The 23,986-nt window shown below is 65.7% G+C and carries 22 protein-coding genes and 1 tRNA gene; 11 read left to right on the forward strand and 12 right to left on the reverse strand.

What is annotated here, in order from left to right:
* The first annotated feature begins 184 nt into the window (after positions 1 to 184).
* From E3U47_RS23620 to E3U47_RS23645, 5 genes are all read left to right on the forward strand, one after another.
* The gene (locus E3U47_RS23620; RefSeq protein ID WP_134693995.1) at positions 185 to 1,390 is read left to right on the forward strand and encodes an MFS transporter; all 1,206 of its coding nucleotides are present in this window, start codon (positions 185 to 187) and stop codon (positions 1,388 to 1,390) included.
* Positions 1,391 to 1,777: 387 nt separating this feature from the next.
* On the forward strand, positions 1,778 to 2,935 hold the full coding sequence (locus E3U47_RS23625) for an MFS transporter (protein ID WP_134693996.1): 1,158 nt from the start codon (positions 1,778 to 1,780) through the stop codon (positions 2,933 to 2,935).
* Positions 2,936 to 3,020: 85 nt separating this feature from the next.
* Complete coding sequence (locus E3U47_RS23630) at positions 3,021 to 3,647, forward strand: DNA-3-methyladenine glycosylase (RefSeq protein WP_134693997.1); 627 nt, start codon at positions 3,021 to 3,023, stop codon at positions 3,645 to 3,647.
* Positions 3,648 to 3,965: 318 nt separating this feature from the next.
* A complete protein-coding gene (gene ada, locus E3U47_RS23640; RefSeq protein ID WP_134693999.1) occupies positions 3,966 to 5,021 on the forward strand; it encodes a bifunctional DNA-binding transcriptional regulator/O6-methylguanine-DNA methyltransferase Ada in 1,056 nt (351 codons plus the stop codon).
* A 54-nt stretch (positions 5,022 to 5,075) separates the two neighbouring features.
* Complete coding sequence (locus E3U47_RS23645; protein ID WP_134694000.1) at positions 5,076 to 7,478, forward strand: DUF3772 domain-containing protein; 2,403 nt, start codon at positions 5,076 to 5,078, stop codon at positions 7,476 to 7,478.
* Positions 7,479 to 7,672: 194 nt separating this feature from the next.
* Here E3U47_RS23645 and E3U47_RS23650 read toward each other — a convergent pair whose 3' ends face one another.
* On the reverse strand, positions 7,673 to 9,103 hold the full coding sequence (locus E3U47_RS23650; protein ID WP_134694001.1) for an aldehyde dehydrogenase family protein: 1,431 nt from the start codon (positions 9,101 to 9,103) through the stop codon (positions 7,673 to 7,675).
* 394 nt (positions 9,104 to 9,497) lie between these two features.
* On the opposite strand from E3U47_RS23650, the gene E3U47_RS23660 reads away from it, so the two are divergent.
* Genes E3U47_RS23660 through E3U47_RS23685 form a run of 6 tightly spaced genes read left to right on the forward strand, consistent with a single transcriptional unit; the run spans position 9,498 to position 15,166 of the window.
* The gene (locus tag E3U47_RS23660) at positions 9,498 to 10,187 is read left to right on the forward strand and encodes a hydrolase (RefSeq protein WP_134694002.1); all 690 of its coding nucleotides are present in this window, start codon (positions 9,498 to 9,500) and stop codon (positions 10,185 to 10,187) included.
* A gap of 34 nt (positions 10,188 to 10,221) precedes the next feature.
* The gene (ycaC, locus tag E3U47_RS23665; RefSeq protein WP_134694003.1) at positions 10,222 to 10,842 is read left to right on the forward strand and encodes an isochorismate family cysteine hydrolase YcaC; all 621 of its coding nucleotides are present in this window, start codon (positions 10,222 to 10,224) and stop codon (positions 10,840 to 10,842) included.
* A gap of 58 nt (positions 10,843 to 10,900) precedes the next feature.
* Positions 10,901 to 13,057: an FUSC family protein gene (locus E3U47_RS23670; RefSeq protein WP_134694004.1), complete on the forward strand. Its 2,157-nt coding sequence runs from the start codon at positions 10,901 to 10,903 to the stop codon at positions 13,055 to 13,057.
* Complete coding sequence (locus E3U47_RS23675; protein WP_134694005.1) at positions 13,047 to 13,253, forward strand: DUF1656 domain-containing protein; 207 nt, start codon at positions 13,047 to 13,049, stop codon at positions 13,251 to 13,253. The genes E3U47_RS23670 and E3U47_RS23675 overlap by 11 nt, the downstream gene beginning before the upstream one ends.
* Positions 13,254 to 14,201, forward strand: coding sequence for a biotin/lipoyl-binding protein (locus E3U47_RS23680; protein ID WP_372239550.1), 948 nt, complete (start codon positions 13,254 to 13,256; stop codon positions 14,199 to 14,201). It abuts the gene before it with no gap.
* A 38-nt stretch (positions 14,202 to 14,239) separates the two neighbouring features.
* Entirely contained in the window at positions 14,240 to 15,166 is a 927-nt protein-coding gene (locus E3U47_RS23685; protein WP_134694015.1) for a LysR substrate-binding domain-containing protein, read from the forward strand.
* Here the strand turns inward: E3U47_RS23685 and E3U47_RS23690 are convergent.
* The 11 genes from E3U47_RS23690 to E3U47_RS25135 all read right to left on the reverse strand — a co-directional run.
* A complete protein-coding gene (locus E3U47_RS23690; RefSeq protein ID WP_167659529.1) occupies positions 15,141 to 16,313 on the reverse strand; it encodes an MFS transporter in 1,173 nt (390 codons plus the stop codon). The genes E3U47_RS23685 and E3U47_RS23690 overlap by 26 nt on opposite strands.
* Before the next feature lie 211 nt (positions 16,314 to 16,524).
* On the reverse strand, positions 16,525 to 16,815 hold the full coding sequence (locus E3U47_RS23695) for a cupin domain-containing protein (RefSeq protein ID WP_134694007.1): 291 nt from the start codon (positions 16,813 to 16,815) through the stop codon (positions 16,525 to 16,527).
* 167 nt (positions 16,816 to 16,982) lie between these two features.
* Positions 16,983 to 18,083: a redox-regulated ATPase YchF gene (gene ychF / locus E3U47_RS23700; protein ID WP_134694008.1), complete on the reverse strand. Its 1,101-nt coding sequence runs from the start codon at positions 18,081 to 18,083 to the stop codon at positions 16,983 to 16,985.
* Positions 18,084 to 18,105: 22 nt separating this feature from the next.
* The gene (pth, locus tag E3U47_RS23705) at positions 18,106 to 18,690 is read right to left on the reverse strand and encodes an aminoacyl-tRNA hydrolase (RefSeq protein ID WP_134694009.1); all 585 of its coding nucleotides are present in this window, start codon (positions 18,688 to 18,690) and stop codon (positions 18,106 to 18,108) included.
* A 79-nt stretch (positions 18,691 to 18,769) separates the two neighbouring features.
* The gene (locus tag E3U47_RS23710; RefSeq protein ID WP_134694010.1) at positions 18,770 to 19,366 is read right to left on the reverse strand and encodes a 50S ribosomal protein L25/general stress protein Ctc; all 597 of its coding nucleotides are present in this window, start codon (positions 19,364 to 19,366) and stop codon (positions 18,770 to 18,772) included.
* A gap of 121 nt (positions 19,367 to 19,487) precedes the next feature.
* Positions 19,488 to 20,429, reverse strand: a complete 942-nt coding sequence (locus tag E3U47_RS23715; protein WP_016391678.1) for a ribose-phosphate pyrophosphokinase — start codon at positions 20,427 to 20,429, stop codon at positions 19,488 to 19,490.
* A 45-nt stretch (positions 20,430 to 20,474) separates the two neighbouring features.
* Positions 20,475 to 20,549, reverse strand: a tRNA-Gln gene (locus E3U47_RS23720).
* Between the two features lie 20 nt (positions 20,550 to 20,569).
* Positions 20,570 to 21,430, reverse strand: a complete 861-nt coding sequence (gene ispE, locus E3U47_RS23725) for a 4-(cytidine 5'-diphospho)-2-C-methyl-D-erythritol kinase (RefSeq protein WP_134694011.1) — start codon at positions 21,428 to 21,430, stop codon at positions 20,570 to 20,572.
* A gap of 4 nt (positions 21,431 to 21,434) precedes the next feature.
* On the reverse strand, positions 21,435 to 22,052 hold the full coding sequence (gene lolB, locus E3U47_RS23730) for a lipoprotein insertase outer membrane protein LolB (protein ID WP_134694012.1): 618 nt from the start codon (positions 22,050 to 22,052) through the stop codon (positions 21,435 to 21,437).
* A 3-nt stretch (positions 22,053 to 22,055) separates the two neighbouring features.
* Positions 22,056 to 23,777, reverse strand: a complete 1,722-nt coding sequence (locus E3U47_RS23735) for a tetratricopeptide repeat protein (RefSeq protein WP_134694013.1) — start codon at positions 23,775 to 23,777, stop codon at positions 22,056 to 22,058.
* Positions 23,778 to 23,783: 6 nt separating this feature from the next.
* The coding region (locus tag E3U47_RS25135) for a hypothetical protein (protein WP_218568165.1) at positions 23,784 to 23,986 on the reverse strand (203 nt) is incomplete at its 5' end.

Below are 23,986 nucleotides of genomic sequence, written 5' to 3' on the forward strand. Positions count from 1 at the left end.
AATGTGGAGGACGATCCCACAGGCACCAGCCTTGCTGGTGAAACCAGCGCCGTGGCGCAGGCAGCGGCTTTGCCGGTGTTCGCCGGCAGCCGGCTCCCGCGAGGCGGCGAGGGAATAAAAAGCTAGCTTCGTATCTATTTGTTTCACGATAATCGGATCCCACCCTGCGCTCGGATATCAGCCCATGGCCACCAGCAGTACCCAGCCCCCTCCCGTGAGCAACCCAGCCAACCCGCTGGTGATGCGCATCATCGGCTTCTGTGCCCTGGCCCACCTGATCAACGACCTGATCCAGTCGGTGCTGCCGGCGATCTACCCGATGCTCAAGGCCAACTACGACCTCAGCTTCGCCCAGATCGGCCTGATCACCCTGACTTTCCAGATCACCGCCTCGCTGCTGCAGCCATGGGTTGGCTTCTTCACCGACAAGCACCCGACCCCCAACCTGTTGCCCATGGGCACCCTGTGCACCTTGGTGGGCATCGTGATGCTGGCCTTTGTCGGCAGCTTCCCGATGATCCTGCTGGCCTCGGCGCTGGTGGGGATCGGTTCCTCGACCTTCCACCCGGAAACCTCGCGTATCGCCCGGCTGGCCTCGGGCGGGCGCTTCGGCCTGGCCCAGTCGACCTTCCAGGTCGGTGGCAACGCCGGTTCAGCCCTTGGTCCCTTGCTGGCGGCGGCGATCGTCATCCCGTTTGGCCAGGGCCATGTGGCGTGGTTCGGCGTGGCCGGGTTGTTCTTCCTGGCCGTGACCTTGATGCTGCGCCGCTGGTACAAGGAGCACCTCAACCAGGCCAAGGCACGCAAGGCGCTGCAAGCCGGCCATGGCATCTCGCGCCAGCGGGTGATGCTGGCATTGCTGGTGCTGGGCTTGCTGGTGTTTTCCAAGTACTTCTACATGGCCAGCTTCACCAGCTACTTCACCTTCTACCTGATCGAGAAGTTCCAGCTGTCGGTGGCCGGTTCGCAGTTGCACCTGTTCCTGTTCCTTGGTGCCGTGGCGGCCGGGACCTTTTTCGGCGGGCCGATCGGCGACCGCATTGGGCGCAAGGCGGTAATCTGGTTCTCGATCCTGGGCGTGGCGCCGTTCACCCTGGCACTGCCGTATGCCGACCTGTTCTGGACCACCGTGCTCAGCGTGGTGATCGGCTTTATCCTGGCTTCGGCCTTCTCGGCCATCGTGGTGTATGCCCAGGAGCTGGTGCCGGGCAACGTGGGGATGATCGCCGGGATCTTCTTCGGCCTGATGTTCGGCTTCGGCGGTATCGGCGCGGCCTTGCTGGGGTACGTGGCCGACCTGCGTGGTATCGAGTACGTGTATGGGCTGTGCTCGTTCCTGCCGCTGTTCGGCTTGCTGGCGGTGTTCTTGCCGTCCACCGGCAAGCGTTGAAGGACTCGCGGGGCAAGCTCGCTCCCACAAACCTGCGTGGGAGCGGGCTTGCCCCGCGATTGACGTAATGCCCCCCCCTGGCCTAGAGTGCCGCCTCCATTCTTCGACCTGCGTAGTTCAAGCGATGCGCCGTACCGATGTCTTCTGCTCCCTCCGCTCGTCTGTCGCACCGACAGCGCGCCGCGCGTGGCCGAGCGACACGGTACTCAAGCGTCGGCGCAGCGTGCTGTTCGCCTTCACCTTCTCGCCACACCTTGCCCTGAACTGATCCGCGCCCCTGCGTCCTGCGCCATCCCGGCGTGACCGCGGGTGCCTGCGTTCGAACATCTTTCAGCGGAATTTCCAGTCGGCCAGAGCCCCTGCGCGCCGGCTTGCAAGGAGTGGTACATGAACATGCGTTTGCTGGCGGGCCTGTTGTTCGCCGTGTCGGTGGTCGGTTTCAGCCTCGGGGCGAGCCTGCCGTTGGTTTCGTTGCGTTTGCATGAGGCGGGGGCGGGGACCCTGGAGATCGGTGTCATCTCGGCGATCCCGGCAGCGGGCATGATGCTCTCGGCCTTCATGGTCGATGCCTGCTGCAAGCATCTGACCCGACGGGTCATCTACCTGCTCAGCTTCAGCTTGTGCACCCTGAGCATCGCCTTGCTGGAGTGGGCATTCGACTCGATGCTGTGGCTGGCGCTGCTGCGCCTGGGGCTGGGCCTTGGCATGGGCATCGCGATCATCCTCGGCGAGTCCTGGGTCAACGAGCTATGCCCGGAGCACAACCGCGGCAAGATCATGGCCCTGTATGCCACCAGCTTCACTGGCTTTCAGGTGCTCGGCCCGGCGTTGCTGGCGCTGCTTGGCGCCGACAGTCCGTGGCTGACCGGGGTGGTCACCCTGTGCTACGGCCTGGCCCTGCTGTGCATCCTGTTCACCGTGCCCAACGACCATGTCGAGCATGCCGAGGACGCCAAGAGTTTCGGCCTGGCCGGCTTCTTCCGCGTGGCCCCGGCGTTGTGCGTGGCGGTGCTGTTCTTTTCGTTCTTCGATGCAGTGGTGCTGTCGTTGTTGCCGGTGTACGCCACCAGCCACGGTTTTGCCGTGGGCGTGGCGGCGCTGATGGTGACCGTGGTGTTCGCCGGCGACATGATCTTCCAGTTGCCGCTGGGCTGGCTCGCCGACCGGGTTGAACGCACCGGCCTGCACCTGGTATGCGGGCTGGCGGCGATGGCGATCGGTATCGCATTGCCTTGGCTGCTGCAAATGACCTGGCTGCTGTGGCCATTGCTGGTGGTGCTGGGGGCGGTGGCCGGGGGGATCTATACCTTGGCGCTGGTGCTGATCGGCCAGCGCTTCAAGGGGCAGGACCTGGTGACCGCCAACGCCAGCGTCGGCTTGCTGTGGGGCGTGGGCAGCCTGGTCGGGCCGCTGGTCAGCGGCGCGGCGATGGACGTGGCGCCCCATGGCTTGCCGATGGCCCTGGCGTTGATGGCTGGGTTGTTCGTGTGCTTTGCACGCCAGGCCTATCGGCGGGCCGGCAAGCTGCAGGCGGCGGTGGATTGAGCCGCGAGTCAGTGCGCAAGAACCGGCGTTTCATGTCTCGAGGGCTGGGCTAGGCTGCAGGTTTGTTCCGGGCCGGAAACCACCGATGATCCTTGCAGATCTTTCGCCACGCGCTGTCATGCAGGCCACTGAGACCCTTGCTGGGCTGGACGCAGATTGGGCGCGGCATATCGCTACCGTCGGGCCCTGCTTGCATCGCGCCACGCCTGGGCGCGAGCCCTACGAGGCGCTGGCACGGGCGATCGCCTACCAGCAGTTGCATGCGCGGGCGGCGGAGGCGATTCTTGGGCGGTTGCTGGCGCTGTTTCCCGCAACGGCATTCCCCACGCCTGCGCAATTGCTGGCAGTGACGCCAGAGACCATGCGCGCCTGCGGGTTTTCCGCGAGCAAGACCGCAACCCTGCACGGCATAGCCCAGGCCAGCCTGGAAGGTATCGTGCCGAGCCGGGCGCACGCCTTGACGCTAGACGACGAGGCACTGGTCGAGCGCCTGGTGGCCCTGCGCGGGGTCGGTCGCTGGACGGTGGAGATGCTGCTGATCTACAGCCTTGAGCGTTCGGATATCCTGCCAGTGGATGATTTTGGCGTGCGTGAAGGCTATCGGCGCCTCAAAGGGCTGGAGAAGGCCCCGACACCCGCGCAGATGCGCGGCTTGGGAATGACCTGGCGCCCGTATCGCACGGTGGCGGCGTGGTATCTGTGGCGAGCGTGATGGCCCTGCCGCGGGCAGACGCTCCTCTTGTAGGAGCCAGCTTGCTGGCGAACCAGGCAACGCAGTGGATGGCACCGGCTACGCCGGTGTTCGCCGGCAAGCCGGCTCCTACAACGGTTACGGCCTGCAGTACTGTAGGAGCCAGCTTGCTGGCGAACCAGGCGACGCGGAGGCTGGCACCGGCTGTGCCGGTGTTCCCGGGCAAGTCCGCTGCCTCAAGACTTGAGGCAATGCGACCGCTGAAAACAACGCAAGATTCGGAGTTACGCGCAACGCCAGCCCTGCCAGGCTGACGGCATCGAACTCCAGGAGAGGCCCATGAAACCCGCCCCGACCTACACCACCGACGCCGAGCGCTGGCACGCCGTGCAGGCCCGCGACAGCGGCGCCACAGGCCACTTCGTCTACGCCGTGCGCACTACCGGAATCTACTGCCAGCCAGCCTGCACCTCGCGCCTGGCCAAGCGCGAGAACGTCGAATTCTTTGCCGACGCCATTCAGGCCGAGGCCGCCGGCTACCGTGCCTGCAAGCGCTGCAAGGCCGGCCTTGGCAGCCGCCGCAGCGAACGGGTGGCCCGCGCCTGCCGGCTGATCGAGGCCAGCGACACGGCGCCGAACCTCGATCAGCTCGGCGCCGAACTGAATGTCAGCCCGTTCCACCTGCACCGTCTGTTCAAGGCCGAAACCGGGCTCACGCCCAAGGCCTATGCCTCGGCCTTTCGCGCCCGGCGCCTGCGCGAGCAGCTGGATACCGGCACCAGCGTCACCGAGGCAATCTACGAGGCGGGCTACAACTCCAATAGCCGCTTCTACGAAAGCGCCGACGCGCGCCTGGGCATGCGCCCACGGCAGTACCGCGCTGGCGGCCAGGGCGCGACCATTCGTTTCGCCCTGGCCCAGTGCTCGTTGGGGGCGATCCTGGTGGCGCAGAGCGAGCGGGGGATCTGCGCGATCCTGCTGGGTGACGAGCCAGAGCCCTTGTTGCAGGATTTGCAGGACAAATTCCCCAAGGCCACCCTGATCGGCGGCGACCAGGCCTTCGAGCGCCTGGTCGCCGAGGTGATCGGCTTTGTCGAGGCGCCGGCGCTGGGCTTGGCGTTGCCACTGGATGTGCAGGGCACGGCGTTCCAGGAGCGGGTCTGGCAGGCGTTGCGCGAAGTGCCGGCGGGTACCCGGGTCAGCTATACCGAGATCGCCGCGCGCATCGGCGCGCCCAAGGCCGTGCGGGCGGTAGCCCAGGCCTGCGCGGCCAACACCATCGCCGTGGCCATCCCCTGTCACCGGGTGGTGCGCCGCGACGGCGATCTCAGTGGCTACCGCTGGGGCGTGGAGCGCAAACGCCAGTTGCTGGCCCGAGAAACGGCACACTCCTGAGCCTGCGGAACGCGTAGAATTTGCGCCCTGTCGAGTTGTATAGAGGAACATTCGATGAGGCGTGTCAGCCTTGACCGATTTTACCCAGGCGTTCTCGCCCTGCTGCTGTGGCTGGCGCTGCCCGCCTGGGCCGCCCCGGCCACGCCAGTGTCGCGCCTGGCCGTGGCCGAGCAGCAGGTACTGGATGAAGACGCCAGCCTGGAGCAACTGAGCGAGCATCTCGACCAGATCCGCCAGGGCGTCAGCGCCAATGCCAACGACGACCTGCTGTCGCAGTTGCGCCAGCAGGCCCTGCAGGTGCAACGCCAGGCCGACGTGCTGGCGACCCAGCGCACCGCCGACGTCGAACGCCTCGACGACCAGCTCAATGTGTTCGGGCCGCCGCAGCCGGACGAGGCCGAGAGCCTGACCCGCCAGCGCCAGCAACTGGCCGCGGAAAAGAACGCGGTGCTGGCCGAGCAGAAGGAAGCGACGCAGCTGACCCAGTCGGCCCGCGACCTCTCCACGCAGATCGTCAACCTGCGCCGCAGCCTGTTCAACTCGCAGGTCACCAGCCGCGCGGCCAGCCCCCTGAGCCCGGCGTTCTGGTCGAGCCTGATCCGCCCCACCGACGAAGACCTGGCGCGCCTGCGCGACTTGCGCGGCGAAGCGGCCGATGCCTTGGCCAGCGCCACCAGCGTCGAGCACCGCTGGTTCTTTTTCAGCACCCTGATTGCTGCCGTGCTGGTCTGGACCTGGGTGCGGCGGATGCTCGAGCGGCTGCTGGCCGACGCCATGGTGCGCTGGCTGCCCGAAGGCCGACTGCGCCGCAGCGCCCTGGCCCTGAGCGTGAGCCTGGCGACCCTGGGCACCATCGCCGGCTCGGTGTCGCTGCTGCGCTGGGGCCTGGAAAGCAGCGCCGAGCTGGGCACCGATATCGCCAGCCTGACCAACCATGTGCTCACCCTGGTGGTGTTCAGCGCGTTCATTTCCGGCCTGGGCCGCGCCATGCTGATGCTGCAGCGGCCTTCCTGGCGCCTGCCGCCGATCCCTGACGAGGTCGCCAGCGCCCTGGGTTGGTTCCCCAAGGTCTTGGCCCTGGTGTTGATGGTGATGCTGACCCAGGAGCGCATCAACAGCGTGATCGGCACCAGCCTGGCGCTGACCCTGGCCACCAATGGCCTGACCGCGCTGGTGGTGTCGCTGCTGTTCGTCTTTGCCCTGGTGCGCTACCGGCGGACCTTGCGCAAGCACGAGCTGCCGCGCCCAACCGGCCTGGCCGGGCTGATCCCGGCGGTGATCGTGGTGTGGGTGGGCTTGATCCTGCTGACCCTGCTCGCTGGCTACCTCACCTTGGCGTTCTACCTGACCGGCAAGCTGCTGTGGGTCAGCGTGGTCACCACCTGTGCCTACCTGTTGATCACGGTGTTCGGCGATCTTTGCGAAACCTTGCTGTCGCCGCGCCAGCCCGGTGGCCTGGCCCTGGCCTCGGCGCTGGGCTTGCAACAGCGCCACCAGGCCCAGGCCAGCACCATTCTCGCCGGCATCGGCCGCACCCTGTTGCTGTTCGCGGCGGCAGTGCTGGTGTTCATGCCCTCGGGCACCAGCCCGGGCGAGTTGCTGCTGAGCCTGGCCGACTGGGACGGCAGCGGCGGCAAGGTGCTCGGCAACCTGAAGATCGTGCCCCAGGACATCCTCCTGGCCGTGGCCATCTTCATCGGCGGCTGGTTCGCCATCCGCGTGGTCAAGCGCTGGCTGAGCGAGCGCCTGCTGCCGGAGACCGACATGGATGCCGGCATGCGCGCCTCGCTGGTGACCCTGGTCGGCTACCTGGGCTTCCTGTTCCTGGCGATGCTGGTGATGTCCACCCTGCACATCAACCTGACCAGCCTGACCTGGGTGGTCAGTGCCTTGTCGGTGGGTATCGGTTTCGGTTTGCAGCAGATCGTGCAGAACTTCATTTCCGGCCTGATCCTGCTCACCGAGCGCCCGGTGAAGGTGGGCGACTGGGTCAGCCTGGCGGGTGTGGAAGGGGATATTCGGCGGATCAACGTGCGCGCCACCGAGATCCAGATGTCCGATCGCTCGACGGTGATAGTGCCCAACTCGCAGTTCATCTCGCAGAACGTGCGCAACGTGACCATGGCCAATGCCCTGGGCGTGGTCGGCGTGACCCTGACCTTGCCGCTGGAGACCGACGCCAGCCAGGTGCGCGAGTTGCTGCTGGCGGCGTACAAGGAGCATGACGCGATCCTCGACGCACCGGCGACTTCGGTGACGTTCAAGGACCTGACCAGCAGTGGCATGGTGATCGCGGTCAGCGGCTACGTGGGCTCGCCGCGCCAGGTGTCGAGCACGCGCAGCGACCTGTTGTTCACCATTCTCGCGCGCCTGCGCGAGGCGGGTATCGCCTTGTCGTCGCCGCAGAGCATGGTGCTGGTGCAGGAGAATGGGCGACCGGCCGACGAGCCCTCTTGATGCCATCGGCGCGCTCTTGGGCCCCTGTAGGAGCGGCCTTGTGTCGCGAAGGGGCTGCGCAGCAGCCCCGGGATCCAGCGCCGATACAACGATTGTGGGGCTGCTTTGCAGCCCTTTCGCGACACGAGGCCGCTCCTACAGGGATCGTGCAAGCAAGTCGCTGTGGGTCAGCACGCAAGTGCATCGCGAGCTGTCTAGCCCAGGCACCGCGTCACATGCTTCACCGACTGATACCCCGCCAACCCCCAGGGCCCAAGCTCGCGGCCGATGCCGCTGGCCTTGGTCCCGCCCCACGACGTCTCGACGAACACCGCCTGTACCGAGTTGATCCACACATGGCCCACTTCCAGCGCGTCGGCCACGCGCTCGGCGCGGTCCAGGTCGGCGCTGCAGACGGTGGCCACCAGCCCGAAGCGGCTGTCGTTGGCCTGGGCGATGGCCTCGGCTTCGCTGCCGAAGCGCCGCGCGCACAGCACCGGCCCGAAGATCTCCTCACGCCACAGGCGGCTGTCTTCAGGAACATCCACATACAAGGTCGGGCTGACGAACCAGCCCTCGCGATCCAGCGCCGTGCCGCCGGTCAGGCACGCCAGGCCCTCTTCCCGGGCCTTGGCGAAGTAGCCCGCCACCTTCAACCATTGCGCCTGGCTGGTCAGCGGGCCCATGTCGACCTCCTGCTCCAGCGGGTTGCCCACCCGCAACGCCGCCAGTGCCTGGCGAAGACGCGGCAGCAAGGCCTCGGCGATGCCGTCCTGCACCAGCAGGCGCGAGGTGGCCGAGCACATCTGCCCGGCGTTCCAGGTAATGCCAGCGATAATCCAGTCCAGCGCCTGGTCGACCTGGCAATCATCGAACACCACGATCGCCGACTTGCCGCCCAGCTCCAGCGTGACGGGCCGGCATTGGGCGGCGGCGGCGCGCATCACCTGGCTGCCGACACCATTGCTGCCGGTGAACGACAGCTTGTCCAGGCCGTTGTGGCCGCTCAGCGCGGCGCCGGTCTCGGCCTTGCCATTGATGATGTTCAGCACGCCGGCCGGCAGGCCTAGCGTCTCGGCGATCTGGCCGTAGGCGAGCTCGACCAGCGGGGTGACTTCCGAGGGCTTGAGCACCACGGTGCAACCGGCGGCCAGGGCCGGGGCGAGCTTCCAGGCGCTGGTCACCAGCGGGAAGTTCCAGGGCACGATCAGGCCGACCACCCCCACTGGCTCCAGGCGGGTGCGGGCGCTGAAACCTGGGGCGGCCAGGGGCACGTCGCGGTTCTTCGCCGGCAACTGCTCGGCAAGGTCGGCGTAGTAGGCGAAGGTGGCGATGGCATCGTCCAGGTCGACCTCTGCTTCATGGCGCGGCTTGCCATTGTTGCGCATTTGCAGGGCGATCAGCGCGTCGCGGCGCAGGCCCAGTTGCTCGGCGAAACCGCGCAGGTAGGCGGCGCGCTCGGCGGCGCCGACGGTTTTCCAGGATGCCAGGGCGCGACGTGCGGCAGCCACGGCCTGGTCGACCTGTGCGCTGCTGGCAGCCAACAGTTCGGCGAACGGCTGGGCATCGGATGGGTCATGGACAACGATGCAGTCGCTGCCCTGGCCTTCGACCCAGTGGCCGTCGATGTAGTGAGAAGGGGTCATGGTTTGTACCGGCGCGATTATTTTGATTATGGCGAAGCGATTCTGGTGGCGGCGGGTAGGGCGTCAAATCGCTGTGGGCAAATAATCAGTTCAGGAATTTGTGAACCAATGCGGACCGTCGAGGCCCTTGCAGCGCCGGGTGATTCATCGTTCCCCCAGCGCAACGCTGAGGGTGCATCGATGGGCCTACCGGCCTGGGGCCGGGCTCTCTACCGTTAGCCCTGTCGCCCGGCTGGCCACAGGCCGCACGGGCATCCCCCGGGGCCCGCCGACTGACGGTCGTTTCGCTCAGCCTGCGTTGCCTACTCTGATAATCCCCACCGCGGATTTGTGTGGGGCGCGGTTCGCCCGCCAAGGCCAGGACGGCCGGTTCTCGATACGAGAGGAGAGAACGATGAGCCCATTCTCGCAAGCTGCCAATTTCGAAGGCCAGGTACCGCGCATCGACCCCGACAACGCCGCCATGCTGTTGATCGATCACCAGAGCGGCCTGTTCCAGACGGTCAAGGACATGCCCATGACCGAGCTGCGGGCCAACGCCATCACCCTGGCCAAGGTCGCCCGCCTGGCGCAGATGCCGGTCATCACCACCGCCTCGGTGCCCCAGGGCCCCAACGGCCCGTTGATTCCGGAAATCCACGAGGCCGCGCCGCACGCGCAATACGTGGCGCGCAAGGGCGAGATCAATGCCTGGGACAACCCCGAGTTCGTCGCCGCGGTGAAGGCCACCGGGCGCAAGCAGTTGATCATCGCCGGCACCATCACCAGCGTGTGCATGGCCTTCCCCAGCATCAGCGCGGTGGCCGCCGGTTACCAGGTGTTCGCTGTCATCGACGCGTCAGGCACCTACTCCAAGATGGCCCAGGAAGTCACCCTGGCACGGGTGGTCCAGGCCGGCGTGGTGCCGATGGACACCGCCGCCGTGTGCTCCGAGGTGCAGCGCACCTGGAACCGCCCGGATGCCGCCGAGTGGGCCGAGGCCTACAGCGCGGTGTTCCCGCACTACCAGTTGCTGATCGAGAGCTACGCCAAGGCCCAGGCCGTGGTCACCGGGCACGAACAGCTCGACTCGCAACGCAGCTGAGCCACCATTTTCAATCCACGCAAGGAGATCCACCATGGCATTCCAATACAAGCGTCTGGACAAGAACGACGCCGCCGTCCTGCTGGTCGACCACCAGACCGGGCTGCTGTCACTGGTGCGCGACATCGACCCGGACCGGTTCAAGAACAACGTGCTGGCGCTGTCCGACCTGGCCAAGTACTTCAAGCTGCCAACCATCCTCACCACCAGCTTCGAGAGCGGCCCCAACGGCCCGCTGGTGCCCGAGCTCAAGGAGCAGTTCGCCGACGCGCCGTACATCGCCCGGCCCGGCAACATCAACGCCTGGGACAACGAGGATTTCGTCAAGGCGGTGAAAGCCACCGGCAAGAAGCAACTGATCATCGCCGGCGTGGTCACCGAGGTGTGCGTGGCCTTCCCTGCCTTGTCGGCGCTGGAGGAAGGCTTCGACGTGTTCGTCGTCACCGATGCCTCCGGCACTTTCAACGAACTGACCCGTGACTCGGCCTGGCGCCGCATGGAAGCGGCCGGGGCGCAACTGATGACCTGGTTCGGCGTGGCCTGCGAGCTGCACCGCGACTGGCGCAACGACATCGAAGGCCTCGGCACGTTGTTCTCCAACCACATCCCGGATTACCGTAACCTGATGACCAGCTTCAACAAGCTGAACAAGTGACCGCCTGCCCGGGCTCGTGCGCGGGCCCGGGCGCGTCACCCCGGTTACGAGGTAATGGATGGCTCCACTGATTGCCTATTTCAGGCTGGCGCTCAAGCCCGGTCGCGATGTGTTGCTGTTCGCGCTGCGCACCGTGGTGGCCGGCCTGCTGTGTCTTTACCTGGCGTTCGTGTTCGACCTGGAACAACCCAAGTGGGCGCTGATGACGGTGATCATCATCAGCCTGCCGTTGGCCGGCATGACCCTAAAGCGCAGCCTGGCCCAGGTGCTGGGCACGGTGGTCGGCGCGGCGGTGGCGGTGCTGCTGATGGCCTTGTTCGCCCAGATGCCCTACACCCTGGTGGTTGCCCTGGCCCTGTGGCTGGGCCTGTGCACCGCCGGCGGCACCTTGCTGCGCTATACCGATTCCCATGCCTTCGTACTCAGTGGCTTCACCGCCGTGGTGGTGGCCATGCTCGCCGTGCCGGAACCCGAGGGCACCTTCATGCTGGCGGTCACCCGGGTGACCGAAACCTTGCTGGCGGTGGGTTGCGTGGCGGTGGTCAGCCTGCTGACGGCACGCCCGCAGGCGGTGGCCAGCAGCTACTTCGCCAAGGTCGACAGCCTGCTCAAGCTGATTGCCCGGCATGCCGCCGAGGTGGTCCGCACCGAAGAGGACGAGGCCGCCTTCCGTCAGCGCCAGGCCCAGTTGATCGCCGAGATCAGCGCCCTGGAGGGCTTGCGCCGGCATCTGTATTTCGACGCGCCGCACCTGCGCAGTGGCGACGGGCTGGTGCAACTGTTCGCCAACCAACTGGTGTTGCTGGTGTCGCGGCTGTTGGTGCTGCGCCAGCAGCGCGAGCTGGTCAAGGCGCACTGGCAGGGGCCGCTGCCCACGGATATCCAGCTGCTGCGCGACGCCGAGCTGAACAGCCTCGAAGCGCTGGCCCGGGAAGGCATGGCGCTGTCGGCGCAGCACCGGCAAACCCTGCGTACCCTGCACAAAGACTTCGATGAAGCCGCCGACCGCGCCGAGTTCCTCAGCGAACCCTTGCCGGCGCAACTGCGTGCCCTGGCCTGGGCCCTGCGCTGGGAGCAGGCGCGGCTGCTGCAGCAACTGGACGAACTGATCGAGCTTAACGAAGCGATCCAGCAAGGGCGCCTGGCCAGTTGCCCGCAGCAGCCCGGCCGCGCCGGCGCGCTGCACCTGGACTGGCCGCTGGCGGGGATGAATGCCGTGCGCGCCTGCCTGGCGCTGCTGCTGATCGGTGGGTTGTGGATCGAGACCGCCTGGGATGGCGCGCGTTCGGCGGTGATCCTGATGGGTGTGATGTGCTCGCTGATGGCGACCCTGCCACGGCCCTTGCTGGCCAGCCAGAACTACAATCGCGGGCTGCTGGTGGGCATGGGCTTGTCGGCGTTGTATCAGTTCGCCTTGCTGCCGTTGTTCACCGATTTCGAGATGCTGGCGCTGTGCCTGGTGCCCTTGCTCTACCTGGCGGCGGTGGGCCTGGCCAATCCAATGACTGCCGGGATCGGCATGGGCATCGGCCTGATCAGCCTGTTGATGATCGGGCCGCAGAATGTCGGCGCCTACCACAACAGCGACATCCAGTGGTTCGAGTTCGCTGGGGGCTACCTGATGGCCGGGGTGCTGGCGATGACGGTGTTCGCCCTGGTCTTCCCGTTCAATCCGCAACGGCGTATCGCCCGGTTGTTCGGCCTGACTCGCGAGGATGTCTACCGGCAGGTCAGCGACCCAGGCACACTGGCCGGGCAGTTCGCCTTCGAGAGCCGCCAACTGGATCGCTTGTCGGCCATGCTCGGCGTGCTGCCGGCGGCCAGCGACAGTGCTTCGCGTGAGCGTTTCGATTGCGCGCTGGTATGCCCGGCGCTGGCCATTGCCCTGGCGCAGGCGCGCAGCCTGTGCGAGGGCGAACTGGCTTTGCCGCTGGTGACCCGCCAGCGCCTGCTCGAAGACTTGCAGGCAATGGCCGAGGCCATAGGTGGTCAAGGCGCGGTCGAACTCGACGCGTTGTTGCAGGACGTCGAGCGCCAGGGCCAGGTGCTCGATACCTTGCACGGCGCGCTGGTACCCGGAGGGCGCGAGGCGTTGCGCCAGTTGTTCATTTTGCGGGTTGCGCTGGCGGTCGCCGGGCAACTGCTGGCGCGTTATCGCGGTGTATTGGCGGCGGATGTCCCGGCGCCACTGACGGAGGTGGCCGATGCCCATTGATTTCGAGGTGGGTGGGGTCTACCTGCCACCCATCGCCCAGGCGCTGTTGCTGGCGCTGCCGTTGTTCCTGCTGGTCGATGCCGTGTTGCGCCGGGTGGGGGTGCTGGCGTTCGTCTGGCACCCGGCGCTGTTCCAGGGCGCCGTGTATGCCGCCCTTTGTGCGGCCTTGCTATTGTGGATGGGAGTGCGTGTGTAGATGCCGTCGATCAAACCCTTGCTGTCGCGCAGTTTGACCCTGCTGGTGGTGGCGCTGGCCATCGTGCTGGGTTGGTTCGCCTGGGTGCACTACACCCAGGCACCCTGGACCCGCGACGCCCGGGTCCGCGCCGACGTGGTGACCCTGGCGGCGGAGGTCAGTGGCCCGATCGTGGCCTTGCCGGTGCAGGACAACCAGTTCGTGCACAAGGGCGACCTGCTGCTGCAGATCGACCCGGCGCGCTATGAGCTGGCGGTGTTGCACGCCCAGCGCGCGGTCGAAGTGGCCCGCGCGGCACTGGGGCAGTCGCAGGCCAATATAGTCGCCAACCAGGCGCTGCTTAAACAACGTGGCAGCGAGGAACAGCGCCGACGCAAGCTGCAATCGATGTCGGCTATTTCCGCCGAGGAATGGGAGAAGTCGCGCACCGAGGTGGCGGTGGCCCAGGCCGACCTGTTGCGTGAGCAGTCCAGCCTGGGCCTGGCGCAAGCCAACGTGCAACTGGCCGAGGCGACCCTGGAGCAGGCCCGTCTCGACCTGCAGCGTACCCGGGTGCTGGCGCCAGTCAACGGCCATGTCACCAACCTGCTGACCCGCCAGGGCGACTTCGCCCAGCCGGGCGCGGCGCTGCTGGCGCTGGTGGACAGCGACTCGTTCCATGTCAGTGGCTATTTCGAGGAAACCAAGTTGCCGCGCATCCAGGTCGGCAGCCGGGCGAAGGTGGTGCTGATGAGCGGCGAAGCCCTGCAGGGCAGGGTGGAAAGCATCGCCTACGCCATCACCGACCGTGAGAACCAGCCCGGCAATCGCCTGCTGGCCAACGTCAACCCCAACTACACCTGGGTCAAGCTGGCCCAGCGCGTGCCGGTGCGCCTGCGCCTGGACCCGGGGCAAGCACCGGTGCTGCGCGCCGGTACCACCGCCACTGTGACGATCCTCGAACCATGAGCGAGGATGGCGCAGTGGCCCGTGGACGCGCGTTGCCTATGTTCGACCTGAACGACTTGTACCTCTATGCCAAGGTGGTGGAGCACGGCGGTTTTGCCCCGGCCGGGCGCATTCTCGGGCTGCCCAAGTCGCGCCTGAGCCGGCGCCTGGCCAAGCTCGAGGAACGCCTGGGCGTGCGCCTGGTCCAGCGCTCGACGCGGCAGTTCCAGGTTACCGAGGTGGGGCTGGAGTACTACCGCCACTGTCTGGGCATGCTCGAGCAGGCCGTGGCGGCCGAGGACGCGGTCGAGCGCAACCGCGCCGAGCCGCGCGGTATCGTGCGCCTGGCCAGCAGCACGGCGCTGCTCGATTCGCGGCTGGCACCAATCCTGGCGCGCTTCATGGCGCAATGCCCGGTGGTAGAGTTGCTGGTCAAGAGCTACAACCGCCGTGTCGATGTGATTGGCGAAGGCTTCGACCTGGTGCTCAGCGTGCGTCACCAGCCGCTGGAAAGCAGCGAACTGATCATGCGCCGCCTGGCGCCGAGCCGGCAGTGCCTGGTGGCGTCCCCCGGCTTGCTGGCCGCGCACGGCCAGCCGCAACGGCCCGAGCAGCTACAGGCACTGTCCAGCCTGTGCTGGGGCGTCAATGTGCAGGATTTCACCTGGCTGCTGGAGGGGCCCGAGGGAGCCGAAGCCGCCGTGCCGTTTCGCCCACGTATCGTCTCGGATGACCTGGCGGTATTGCGCGAGGGCGCCCTGGCCGGGGTGGGCGTGGTATTGCTGCCCGAGGAGGCAGTCGCCGCCGACCTGGCCAACGGCGCATTGGTGCAGGTGCTCGACGGCTGGGCGCCACGGGAAGGCGAGGTGGTGGCGCTGTTCCCTTCCCGGCGCGGGCTGATGCCCGCGGTGCGCAAGCTGATCGATTTCCTGGCCGAGGCGTTCGAGCAAGAGCAGGCGACTACGAGGCCAGCTCGCGCTCGCTGAACGCCGTCGAGACCGCGGGACGCGCCGAGCAGAGCGCCAGGACAGCGGCCATGGCGGTCAGTGCGGCACCCGCCCAAGGGGTGGCCGACAGCGTCGCCGTGCCGATCACCACCCCGCCAATGGCCGAGCCCAGGCCGACACCCAGGTGCATGGCGGACATGTTCAGGCTCATGCCCGCGGGGAAGGTGTCCGGACCACGGCTTGCAAGATAGTTCTGCACCACGGGCGAGGTGGTCCAGCTCAAGCCGCCCCACAGCATCATGATCGGCAGGAACAGCCAGGGCGTGCCGACGCTCAGCGGCAGCATCAGCAGGCTGACAAGGTACAGCAGGGGGGCCAGGGCGATGGACTTGCTCGCGCCGAGCCGGTCCGCCATCCAGCCACCGACATAACCTCCCGAGACCCCGGCGATGCCAAAGGCGGCGAACAGCGCCGCCAGCCATTGCGCGGGTATGTCGGCGACCTGCAGGGCATAGGGCGCGAGGTAGGCGAACACGCTGAAGTGCCCGGCGATCATCAGCAGCGACACACCTTGGGCCGCGAGCAGCCGGCCGTTACCCAGGTGGCGCAGGTAACTGCCCAGGGCGATGCGCTCGCTGCTTTGCAGCTGTTCCAGGCCGCGCCAGGCCATCAGCAGCACGGCCAGCGCCAGCAGACTCAACCCTGTGAACACGCCACGCCAGCCAAGCACGTCGCACAGCAGCATGCCGGCGGGCACGCCCAGCACCAGCGAGCTGCAGATGCCCATGAAAATCACCCCAATGGCGCGCCCGCGCAGGGCCTCGGGGACCATGCGCGTGGCCATCAGGGTACAGGTCAGGCAGGTCAGGGCGCTGGTTGCGGCCATGCCGATACGGGCGAGCAGCAAGGCGCTGTAGCCTGGCGCCAGGGCCGCGGCCAGGTTGCACAAGGCGAACAGCGCCAAGCAGATGCACAGCAGACGTCGCAGCGGGAGACGGGTGGTCATCAGCGGGGAGAGGGGGGCGGCGAGCGCGAAGCTCAGGGAAAAGACCGTGGTCAGTTGCCCGGCGACGCCGAGCGGTACGGCCAGGCCATCGGCCAGGGACGGCAGGATGCCGACAGTGATGTTTTCAGCCATGCCCGTGACGAACGTCGCCAGGGCCAGCAGCCAGATACGCGGGCTCATGTATTGCCTCCGATAAACGGGCCGGCCAAGGTCCGGACCCATTTGTCCCGACGGGTGACCGGCAAGGGTCAGGTCCATCGGGTTTCGAGGCAGTGCTTCGGTTATCCCGGTTCAAGCAGGAGCAATTGTAGACGGTTGCGCAAGGTGGGTGAAGGTGCGGTGCCGATCCTGTAGGAGCCGGCTTGCCGGCGAATCGGTCCGCACAGTTGAACTACTTCAACTCGGTCTCGATGAACACGATCTCGTGGTCACTGGCATTGATCACGTTGTGCTCGACTCCCGCCTTGCGAAAATAACTCTGCCCCGCCAGCAGTGCCGCCCGTTTCTCACCTTCCGCAGTCTCCAGCAGCAAGATGCCGTCGGTCATTGGCACCACCACGTAGTCATGGCCATGCAGATGACGCCCGGTTTCGGCGCCAGGGGCGAAGCGCCATTCGGTGACGATCACTTCGTCGGTGTCCACCTGCACGGTGGGGATAGCCTGGGGGCGAGCATGCTTCATGAGCGAGTCCTGTCTGCGCAAAAGCGTCTAGCCTGAACCCGGCTGCGCAGGTGATAAATGCAAAACTGCTGGCAGTCAGTCAGTGAAGCGCTCACCTGATCCGCAGAAAAAAGAAAACCCCTTGAACGCGAACGCTCAAGGGGCTTTTCCCATCGTGGCCTGTTGGCTTAGACGTTGAAGCGGAAGTGCATCACGTCGCCATCCTTGACGATGTAGTCCTTGCCTTCCAGGCGCCATTTGCCGGCTTCCTTGGCGCCGCTCTCACCCTTGAACTGGATGAAGTCGTCGTAGGCCACCACTTCGGCGCGGATGAAGCCTTTCTCGAAGTCGGTGTGGATCACACCGGCCGCCTGCGGCGCGGTGGCGCCCACGCGCACGGTCCAGGCGCGGACTTCCTGCACGCCGGCAGTGAAGTAGGTCTGCAGGTTGAGCAGCTCGTAGCCGGCGCGGATCACGCGGTTCAGGCCAGGCTCTTCCAGGCCCAGGGCCTCGAGGAACATGTCCTTCTCCTCACCGTCGTCGAGCTCGGCGATCTCGGCTTCGATCTTGTTGCACACCGGCACCACCACCGCGCCTTCTTCCTCGGCGATGGCCTTGACCACGTCCAGGTGCGGGTTGTTGTCGAAGCCGTCTTCGGCCACGTTGGCGATATACATCACCGGCTTGCTGGTCAGCAGGTGGAAGCCACGGATCAAGGCCTTCTCGTCGTCGGCCATGTGTTTCATTAGGCTGCGCGCCGGCTTGCCTTCGGTGAAGTGCGGGATGAGTTTTTCCAGGATCGCCTTCTGCGCCAGGGCATCCTTGTCGCCGCCCTTGGCGTTGCGCGCAACCTTCTGCAGTTGCTTCTCGCAGCTGTCGAGGTCGGCGAAGATCAGTTCGAGATCGATGATCTCGATGTCGCGCTTGGGGTCGACGCTGTTGGAAACGTGGATCACGTTCTCGTCTTCGAAGCAGCGCACCACGTGGGCGATGGCGTCGGTCTCGCGGATGTTGGCGAGGAACTTGTTGCCCAGGCCTTCACCCTTGGAGGCACCGGCGACCAGGCCGGCGATGTCGACGAACTCCATGGTGGTCGGCAGGATGCGGTTGGGCTTGACGATCTCTGCCAGCGCCGCCAGGCGCGCGTCTGGCATAGGCACGATGCCGCTGTTCGGCTCGATGGTGCAGAAGGGGAAGTTCTCCGCCGCGATGCCGGACTTGGTCAGGGCGTTGAACAGGGTGGACTTGCCGACGTTGGGCAGGCCGACGATGCCGCAATTGAAACCCATGGGAATTCCCCTTTCTAAAGAGTCAGGCCTTCTGGCTGTGCAGCTCGCGCATGGCCTTGGCGAAGTCGCCGGCAAGCACGTCCGGCAGCACGCCGAGGGCAAAATCGATGCTGGCGTCGAGCTTCTCCTGCTCGGCGCGCGGCGCGCGGCCCAGGACGAAGTTGGAGACCAGTTTGGCGTCGCCCGGGTGGCCGATGCCAAGCCGCAGGCGGTGGAAGTCGTTCTGGTTGCCGAGCTGCGCGATGATGTCACGCAGGCCGTTGTGCCCACCGTGGCCGCCACCCTTCTTGAGCTTGGCGACGCCCGGAGGCAGGTCGAGTTCGTCATGCGCCACCAGGATCGCTTCCGGCTTGATGCGGAAGAAATTGGCCAGAGCCGCCACGGACTGGCCGCTGCGGTTCATGTAGGTGGTGGGAATCAGCAGGCGAACATCGTTGCCCTGATGGCTGAACTTAGCCGTCAGGCCGAAATATTTTTTGTCAGCGGACAGCGAAACGCGCTGGGCGCTGGCAAGGCGTTCAACGAAAAGAGCCCCTGCGTTATGCCGGGTCTGTTCGTATTCGGGGCCGGGGTTACCCAGGCCGACGATCAACTGGATGGCGGTCACGTCAGGGGCTCTTCCTTGGAGTTGGTGGGTTACGGTGCGCGCGGCACTGTAACCCGATCAACGCCGGCGTGCGAGTGGATTACTCGGCAGCGCCTTCAGCAGCGTCAGCGGCAACGCGCGGGGCGTGGACGTTGGCAACAGCTTTGTCATCACCGTGGGCCAGAGCGACGAACTCTACGCCTTTCGGAGCTTTCAGGTCCGACAGGTGGATGATGGTGCCGACTTCGGCCTTGGCCAGGTCGACTTCGATGAACTCAGGCAGGTCCTTGGCTTCGCAGGAAACTTCGATCTCGGAAACAACGTGGGAGATCTCGCCGCCTTTCTTGACCGGGGCTTCTTCGTTGATGAAGTGAACCGGTACCTTGGCGGTCAGTTTCTGGCCAGCAACGACGCGAACGAAGTCGGCGTGCATGATGAAGCCTTTGGCCGGGTGACGCTGCATGGCCTTGACCACGACGTTCTGCTTGGCGCCATCGACGTTCAGTTCGATCACGTGGCTGAAGGCAGCTTCGTTTTCGAACAGCTTGGCGATTTCCTTGGCCACGATGGTCAGGGATTGGGCTTCTTTATCGCCACCGTAGACAACGGCAGGGATGTTGGCGGAGTGACGCAGGCGGCGGCTCGCACCTTTCCCCAGGTCAGTACGCGCTTGGGCGTTCAGGATGAAGTCAGTCATTTTGTTTCTCCAAAATAGCCTCCCGAGGGCGTTTGCGACCAGCGCCAACGGGGATGGCAAAAAAGCCCCGCCCCAACAACCAGTGTCGGGGCGGGGCGCTTTTCGTCAGCGAGTGTTCCGCTTAGCGGAACATCGCGCTGATCGATTCTTCGTTGCTGATGCGGCGTACCGCTTCAGCGACGACCGGTGCGATATCCAGCTGGCGGATACGGTCACAGGCCTGAGCAGCGGCGGACAGCGGAACGGTGTTGGTCACCACCAGCTCGTCCAGTACCGACTTCTCGATGTTCTCGATCGCGCGGCCCGACAGGACAGGGTGCGTGCAGTAGGCGTAAACCTTGGCAGCGCCGTGTTCTTTCAGGGCCTTGGCCGCGTGGCACAGGGTGCCGGCGGTGTCGACCATGTCGTCTACCAGGATGCAGGTGCGTCCTTCGACGTCGCCGATGATGTGCATAACCTCGGAGTGGTTAGCCTTCTCGCGGCGTTTGTCGATGATACCCAGGTCGACACCCAGGGACTTGGCGACGGCACGGGCACGCACCACGCCACCGATGTCCGGGGAGACGATCATCAGGTTCTCGAAACGCTGGTCTTCGATGTCGTCGACCAGTACGGGCGAGCCGTAGATGTTGTCGACGGGGATATCGAAGAAGCCCTGGATCTGGTCAGCGTGCAGGTCGACGGTGAGTACACGGTCGATACCCACGACAGTGAGCATGTCAGCGACGACTTTGGCGCTGATGGCTACACGTGCCGAACGCGGACGGCGGTCCTGGCGGGCGTATCCGAAGTAGGGAATCACGGCGGTGATTCGCGACGCTGAGGAGCGGCGGAAGGCATCGGCCATCACTACCAGTTCCATCAGATTGTCGTTGGTTGGGGCACAGGTGGGCTGAATGATGAAGACGTCCTTACCACGAACATTTTCATTGATTTCAGCACTGATTTCGCCGTCGGAGAACTTGCCGACAGACACATCACCCAGTGGAATATGCAGCTGACGTACGACACGCCGAGCCAGATCGGGGTTGGCATTCCCCGTGAAGACCATCATCTTGGACACGCGCAGTACCTGAAGGCTGAGGGTAACCTGGATGAGTATAAGAAATGGCAGGGGCGGCTGGATTCGAACCAACGCATGGCAGGATCAAAACCTGCTGCCTTACCGCTTGGCGACGCCCCTGTATCTATTGCTGCGAGCTCTTATGAACTCGACTTCTTGAGCAGACTTTGCAGCTTGCGATGCAACATCGAAACATTGCTTCCTTTCGCCACAAACCCTGTTTGGGTCTCTGAAAGAAGGGCCAGAACTCTATCAGCTTCGGCTTTGCTTGGGAAGGCCCCAAACACACAACTTCCAGTTCCGGTCATTCGGGCTTCGGTATATTTACCCAGTGAATTCAACGCATTGCGAACTTCTGGATACCGCTGCTCAACTACCGGTTGGCAGTCATTTCGACTGTTTCCCTCGGGAACGGGGCGCATCTTAAGGGGGAGGGAATCACGTGTCAACTCTGGATGCGAAAAAATTTCCGCTGTGCTGACAGACACTTGCGGCACCAGCACGACGTACCAGGGTTCTGCGGGGTCGACCGGGGTGAGCTGCTCGCCAACGCCCTGGGCGAACGCGGCGTGGCCACGGACGAACACCGGCACGTCGGCGCCGAGCGTCAGGCCCAGCGCGGCCAGGCGGTCTTCACTCCAGTCGAGCTGCCACAGGTGGGCCAGGGCCAGCAGGGTGGTCGCCGCGTCGGAGCTGCCACCGCCGATGCCTCCGCCCATGGGCAGGACTTTGTCCAGCCAGATGTCGGCGCCCAGCGTGGTGCCCGCCTGTGCTTGCAACTGACGCGCGGCGCGCACGATCAGGTTGCTGTCGTGGGGGACGCCGGCGATTTCTGTCTGCAGGCGGATCTGGCCGTCGTCGCGCAGGGCGAAGCTCAGTTCATCGCCGTGGTCGAGGAACTGGAACACGGTTTCCAGTTCGTGGTAACCGTCGGCGCGCCGGCCGGTGATGTGCAGCCACAGGTTGAGCTTGGCCGGGGCCGGGAGGGTCAGTTTGGACATGGTCTCAGTTCCCCAGCTGGCGCGGTTGCCAGTCCTTGACCACCAGGGTCACGTCGATGTTCTCGCCGTGCAGCTTCAGGCGCTCGGGCAGCCAATAGCCGTTCTGCTCTATATAGCCCAAGTATTCGACGCGCCAGCCGTCCTGGGTCAGGCCGGCCAGGCGGCTGTCACCGTCCAGGGTCAGTTGGCTCTTGCTGTCGGGCGCGGGCAGGCCGCGTACCCACCACACCAGGTGCGACACCGGCAGGCGCCAGCCGAGCTGTTCTTGCAGCAGCGCCTCGGGGTTCGCTGCTTCGAAACGGCCCTGGTTGGCCACCTCCAGCACCACGCCGCCAGGGCGCCCGGTCAGGCGCGCGGCGCCGCGGCCCAGCGGGCCAGCCAGGCGAATATCGTAATAATCCTGGCGTTGCAGCCAGAACAGGGTGCCGCTGCCGGAGTCACGCGGGGCGCGGATGCCGACCTTGCCGTTGATCTGCCAGCCGTCGAGGCTGCTCAGCTGTTGCTTGTGTGCCCGCCACAGTTGCGGGCTGCCCTGGCCTTGCACGGCTTCCTTGCTGCCGAAACCGGCGCAGCCGGCGAGCAGGGCGATGAGGGTGAAGGTGATGCAATGACGCAGGAACATGGTTTACAGGCTCTCGGATCCGGTCAGGCGCAGGAGGGTCTTGCGCAGGATAGGGCTGTCGGCCTGGGCTTCGAAGCCCTTGGCCCAGACTTGGCGGGCTTCGCGGCGCTTGCCGTTGGCCCACAGGACTTCGCCCAGGTGGGCAGCCACTTCATGGTCGGGGAAACGCTCGAAGGCCAGGCGCAATTGGCGCTCGGCCTCCTCGAGGTTGCCCATGCGATAGGCAACCCAGCCCAGGCTGTCGAGCACGGCTGGATCGTCTGGGGTTAGCTGGTGGGCCTTGTCGATCAGGGCCTTGGCCTCGGCGTAGCGGCTAGTGCGGTCGGCCAGGGTGTAGCCCAGGGCGTTGAGGGCCATGGCGTTTTCCGGCTCGCGGGCGAGGATGGCGCGCAGGTCTTTTTCCAGCTGCCCCAGGTCGTCGCGCTTTTCGGCGAGCATGGCGCGGGTGTAGAGCAGGTTGAGGTCGTCCGGGTAGCGCTTGATGGCTTGCTCCAGCACTTGCCCGGCCTGGGCCTCCTTGCCGTTGTTGCCCAGGCTCTCGGCTTCGATCAGGTACAGCTGGATTGCGTAGTCGGGCTGCGCCTCGCGGGCCTCGGCGAGCAGGCGCGAGGCTTCGGCGCTGCGGCCGTTGGCGATGAGGATATCGGCCTGGCGCAGTTGTGCCGGCAGGTAATCGGCGCCGGGGCCGACCAGGGCGTATTCGCGCAGGGCGGCGGCTGGCTGGCTGCGCTCTTCGCGGATGCGCCCGAGATTGAGGTGGGCGGCGTCGACGTTGGCATCGCGCTCGACCAGTTCCTGCAGGTAGCCTTCGGCTTCGTCCCAATGCTTGGTTTCCAGGCACACCAGGGCCAGTGAGTAGCGGATCTCGTCGTCTTCGGGGTACTGCTGCAGCATGCTCTCGAACTCGGCCTTGGCGTCGTCGATGCGGTCCTGTTCGACCAGGGTGCGCGCGTAGGTCAGGCGCAGGCGCTTGTCGTCGGGGTTGTCGCGGATGGCGCCGCGCAGCAGCGGCAGGGCTTCGGGGCCGCGGTCCAGGGCTTGCAGCAGGCGGGCACGGAGCAGTACCGGGGCGATCTCGCCGTTTTGTGGCGGGTGGCTTTCGAGCAGGTCGAGGGCTTGTTCGGGTTTGTCGTCCTGGTTGAGCAGCAGCGCCTTGCCGAACACCAGCTGGCCGTTGTCTGGATATTTCACCAGCAGGCGGTCGAAGCTTTGCAGCAGGCCGTCGCGGGTGTGCTGGTCGGTTTCGGCTGCGGACAGGGCGAGGAAATCGAAGTGGGTGTCGCCTTGGCCCTGGAGGACTTTTTCCATGTAGACCATGGAGTCGTCATAGCGCCCGGCGCGGGCCAGCTGGATAGCGGCTGCGCGTTGGGCGTCGAGGTTCTGTGGGTCGTTGCGGGCCCAGATAAGCGCGCTGTCCAGGGCCGGCTCGTCGGCGCCGAGGTACTCGGCGATGCGGTAGGCGCGTTCGGAGACGCCGGGGTCCTGGGTCTTTTCGGCCTGGTCGGCGTAGTTGGCCAGGGCGATGTCGAAGCGGTTGCGCTGGCCGGCCAGCTCCGCCACCAGCAGGCTGTAGAGCGTGTCCTGCTTGAACGAGCCGTACACCACGGGCTTTTCCGCGCGCTTGTCGGCGTCGGCGACGGGCGTCTGGGCGTCCGTCTTCGGAGCCAGGCTCTGGCAGCCTTGAAGCAGGGCGAGGGCAAGCAGCAATGCGTAGGATTTGTTCATAGAGGCTTATAAAGGGGCTAAACCGGCGGTCGGAGCATGATGACACAAGCGCGATGGCAAACCCACCTGCGAAGGTCGTGGTGTGAAGCGGCGCTTCGGAGTATAGGGACAATGCGTGGCGGTGGTGGTTCGCAAGCGGCCTTGCAACACCCTGCCGTTGCCGTTGCCGTTGCCGTTGCCGTTGTTTTTGCTTCTAAGCGCGCGGTAGA

The organism is Pseudomonas sp. RIT623, assembly GCF_004519305.1.
Lineage (GTDB): Bacteria > Pseudomonadota > Gammaproteobacteria > Pseudomonadales > Pseudomonadaceae > Aquipseudomonas.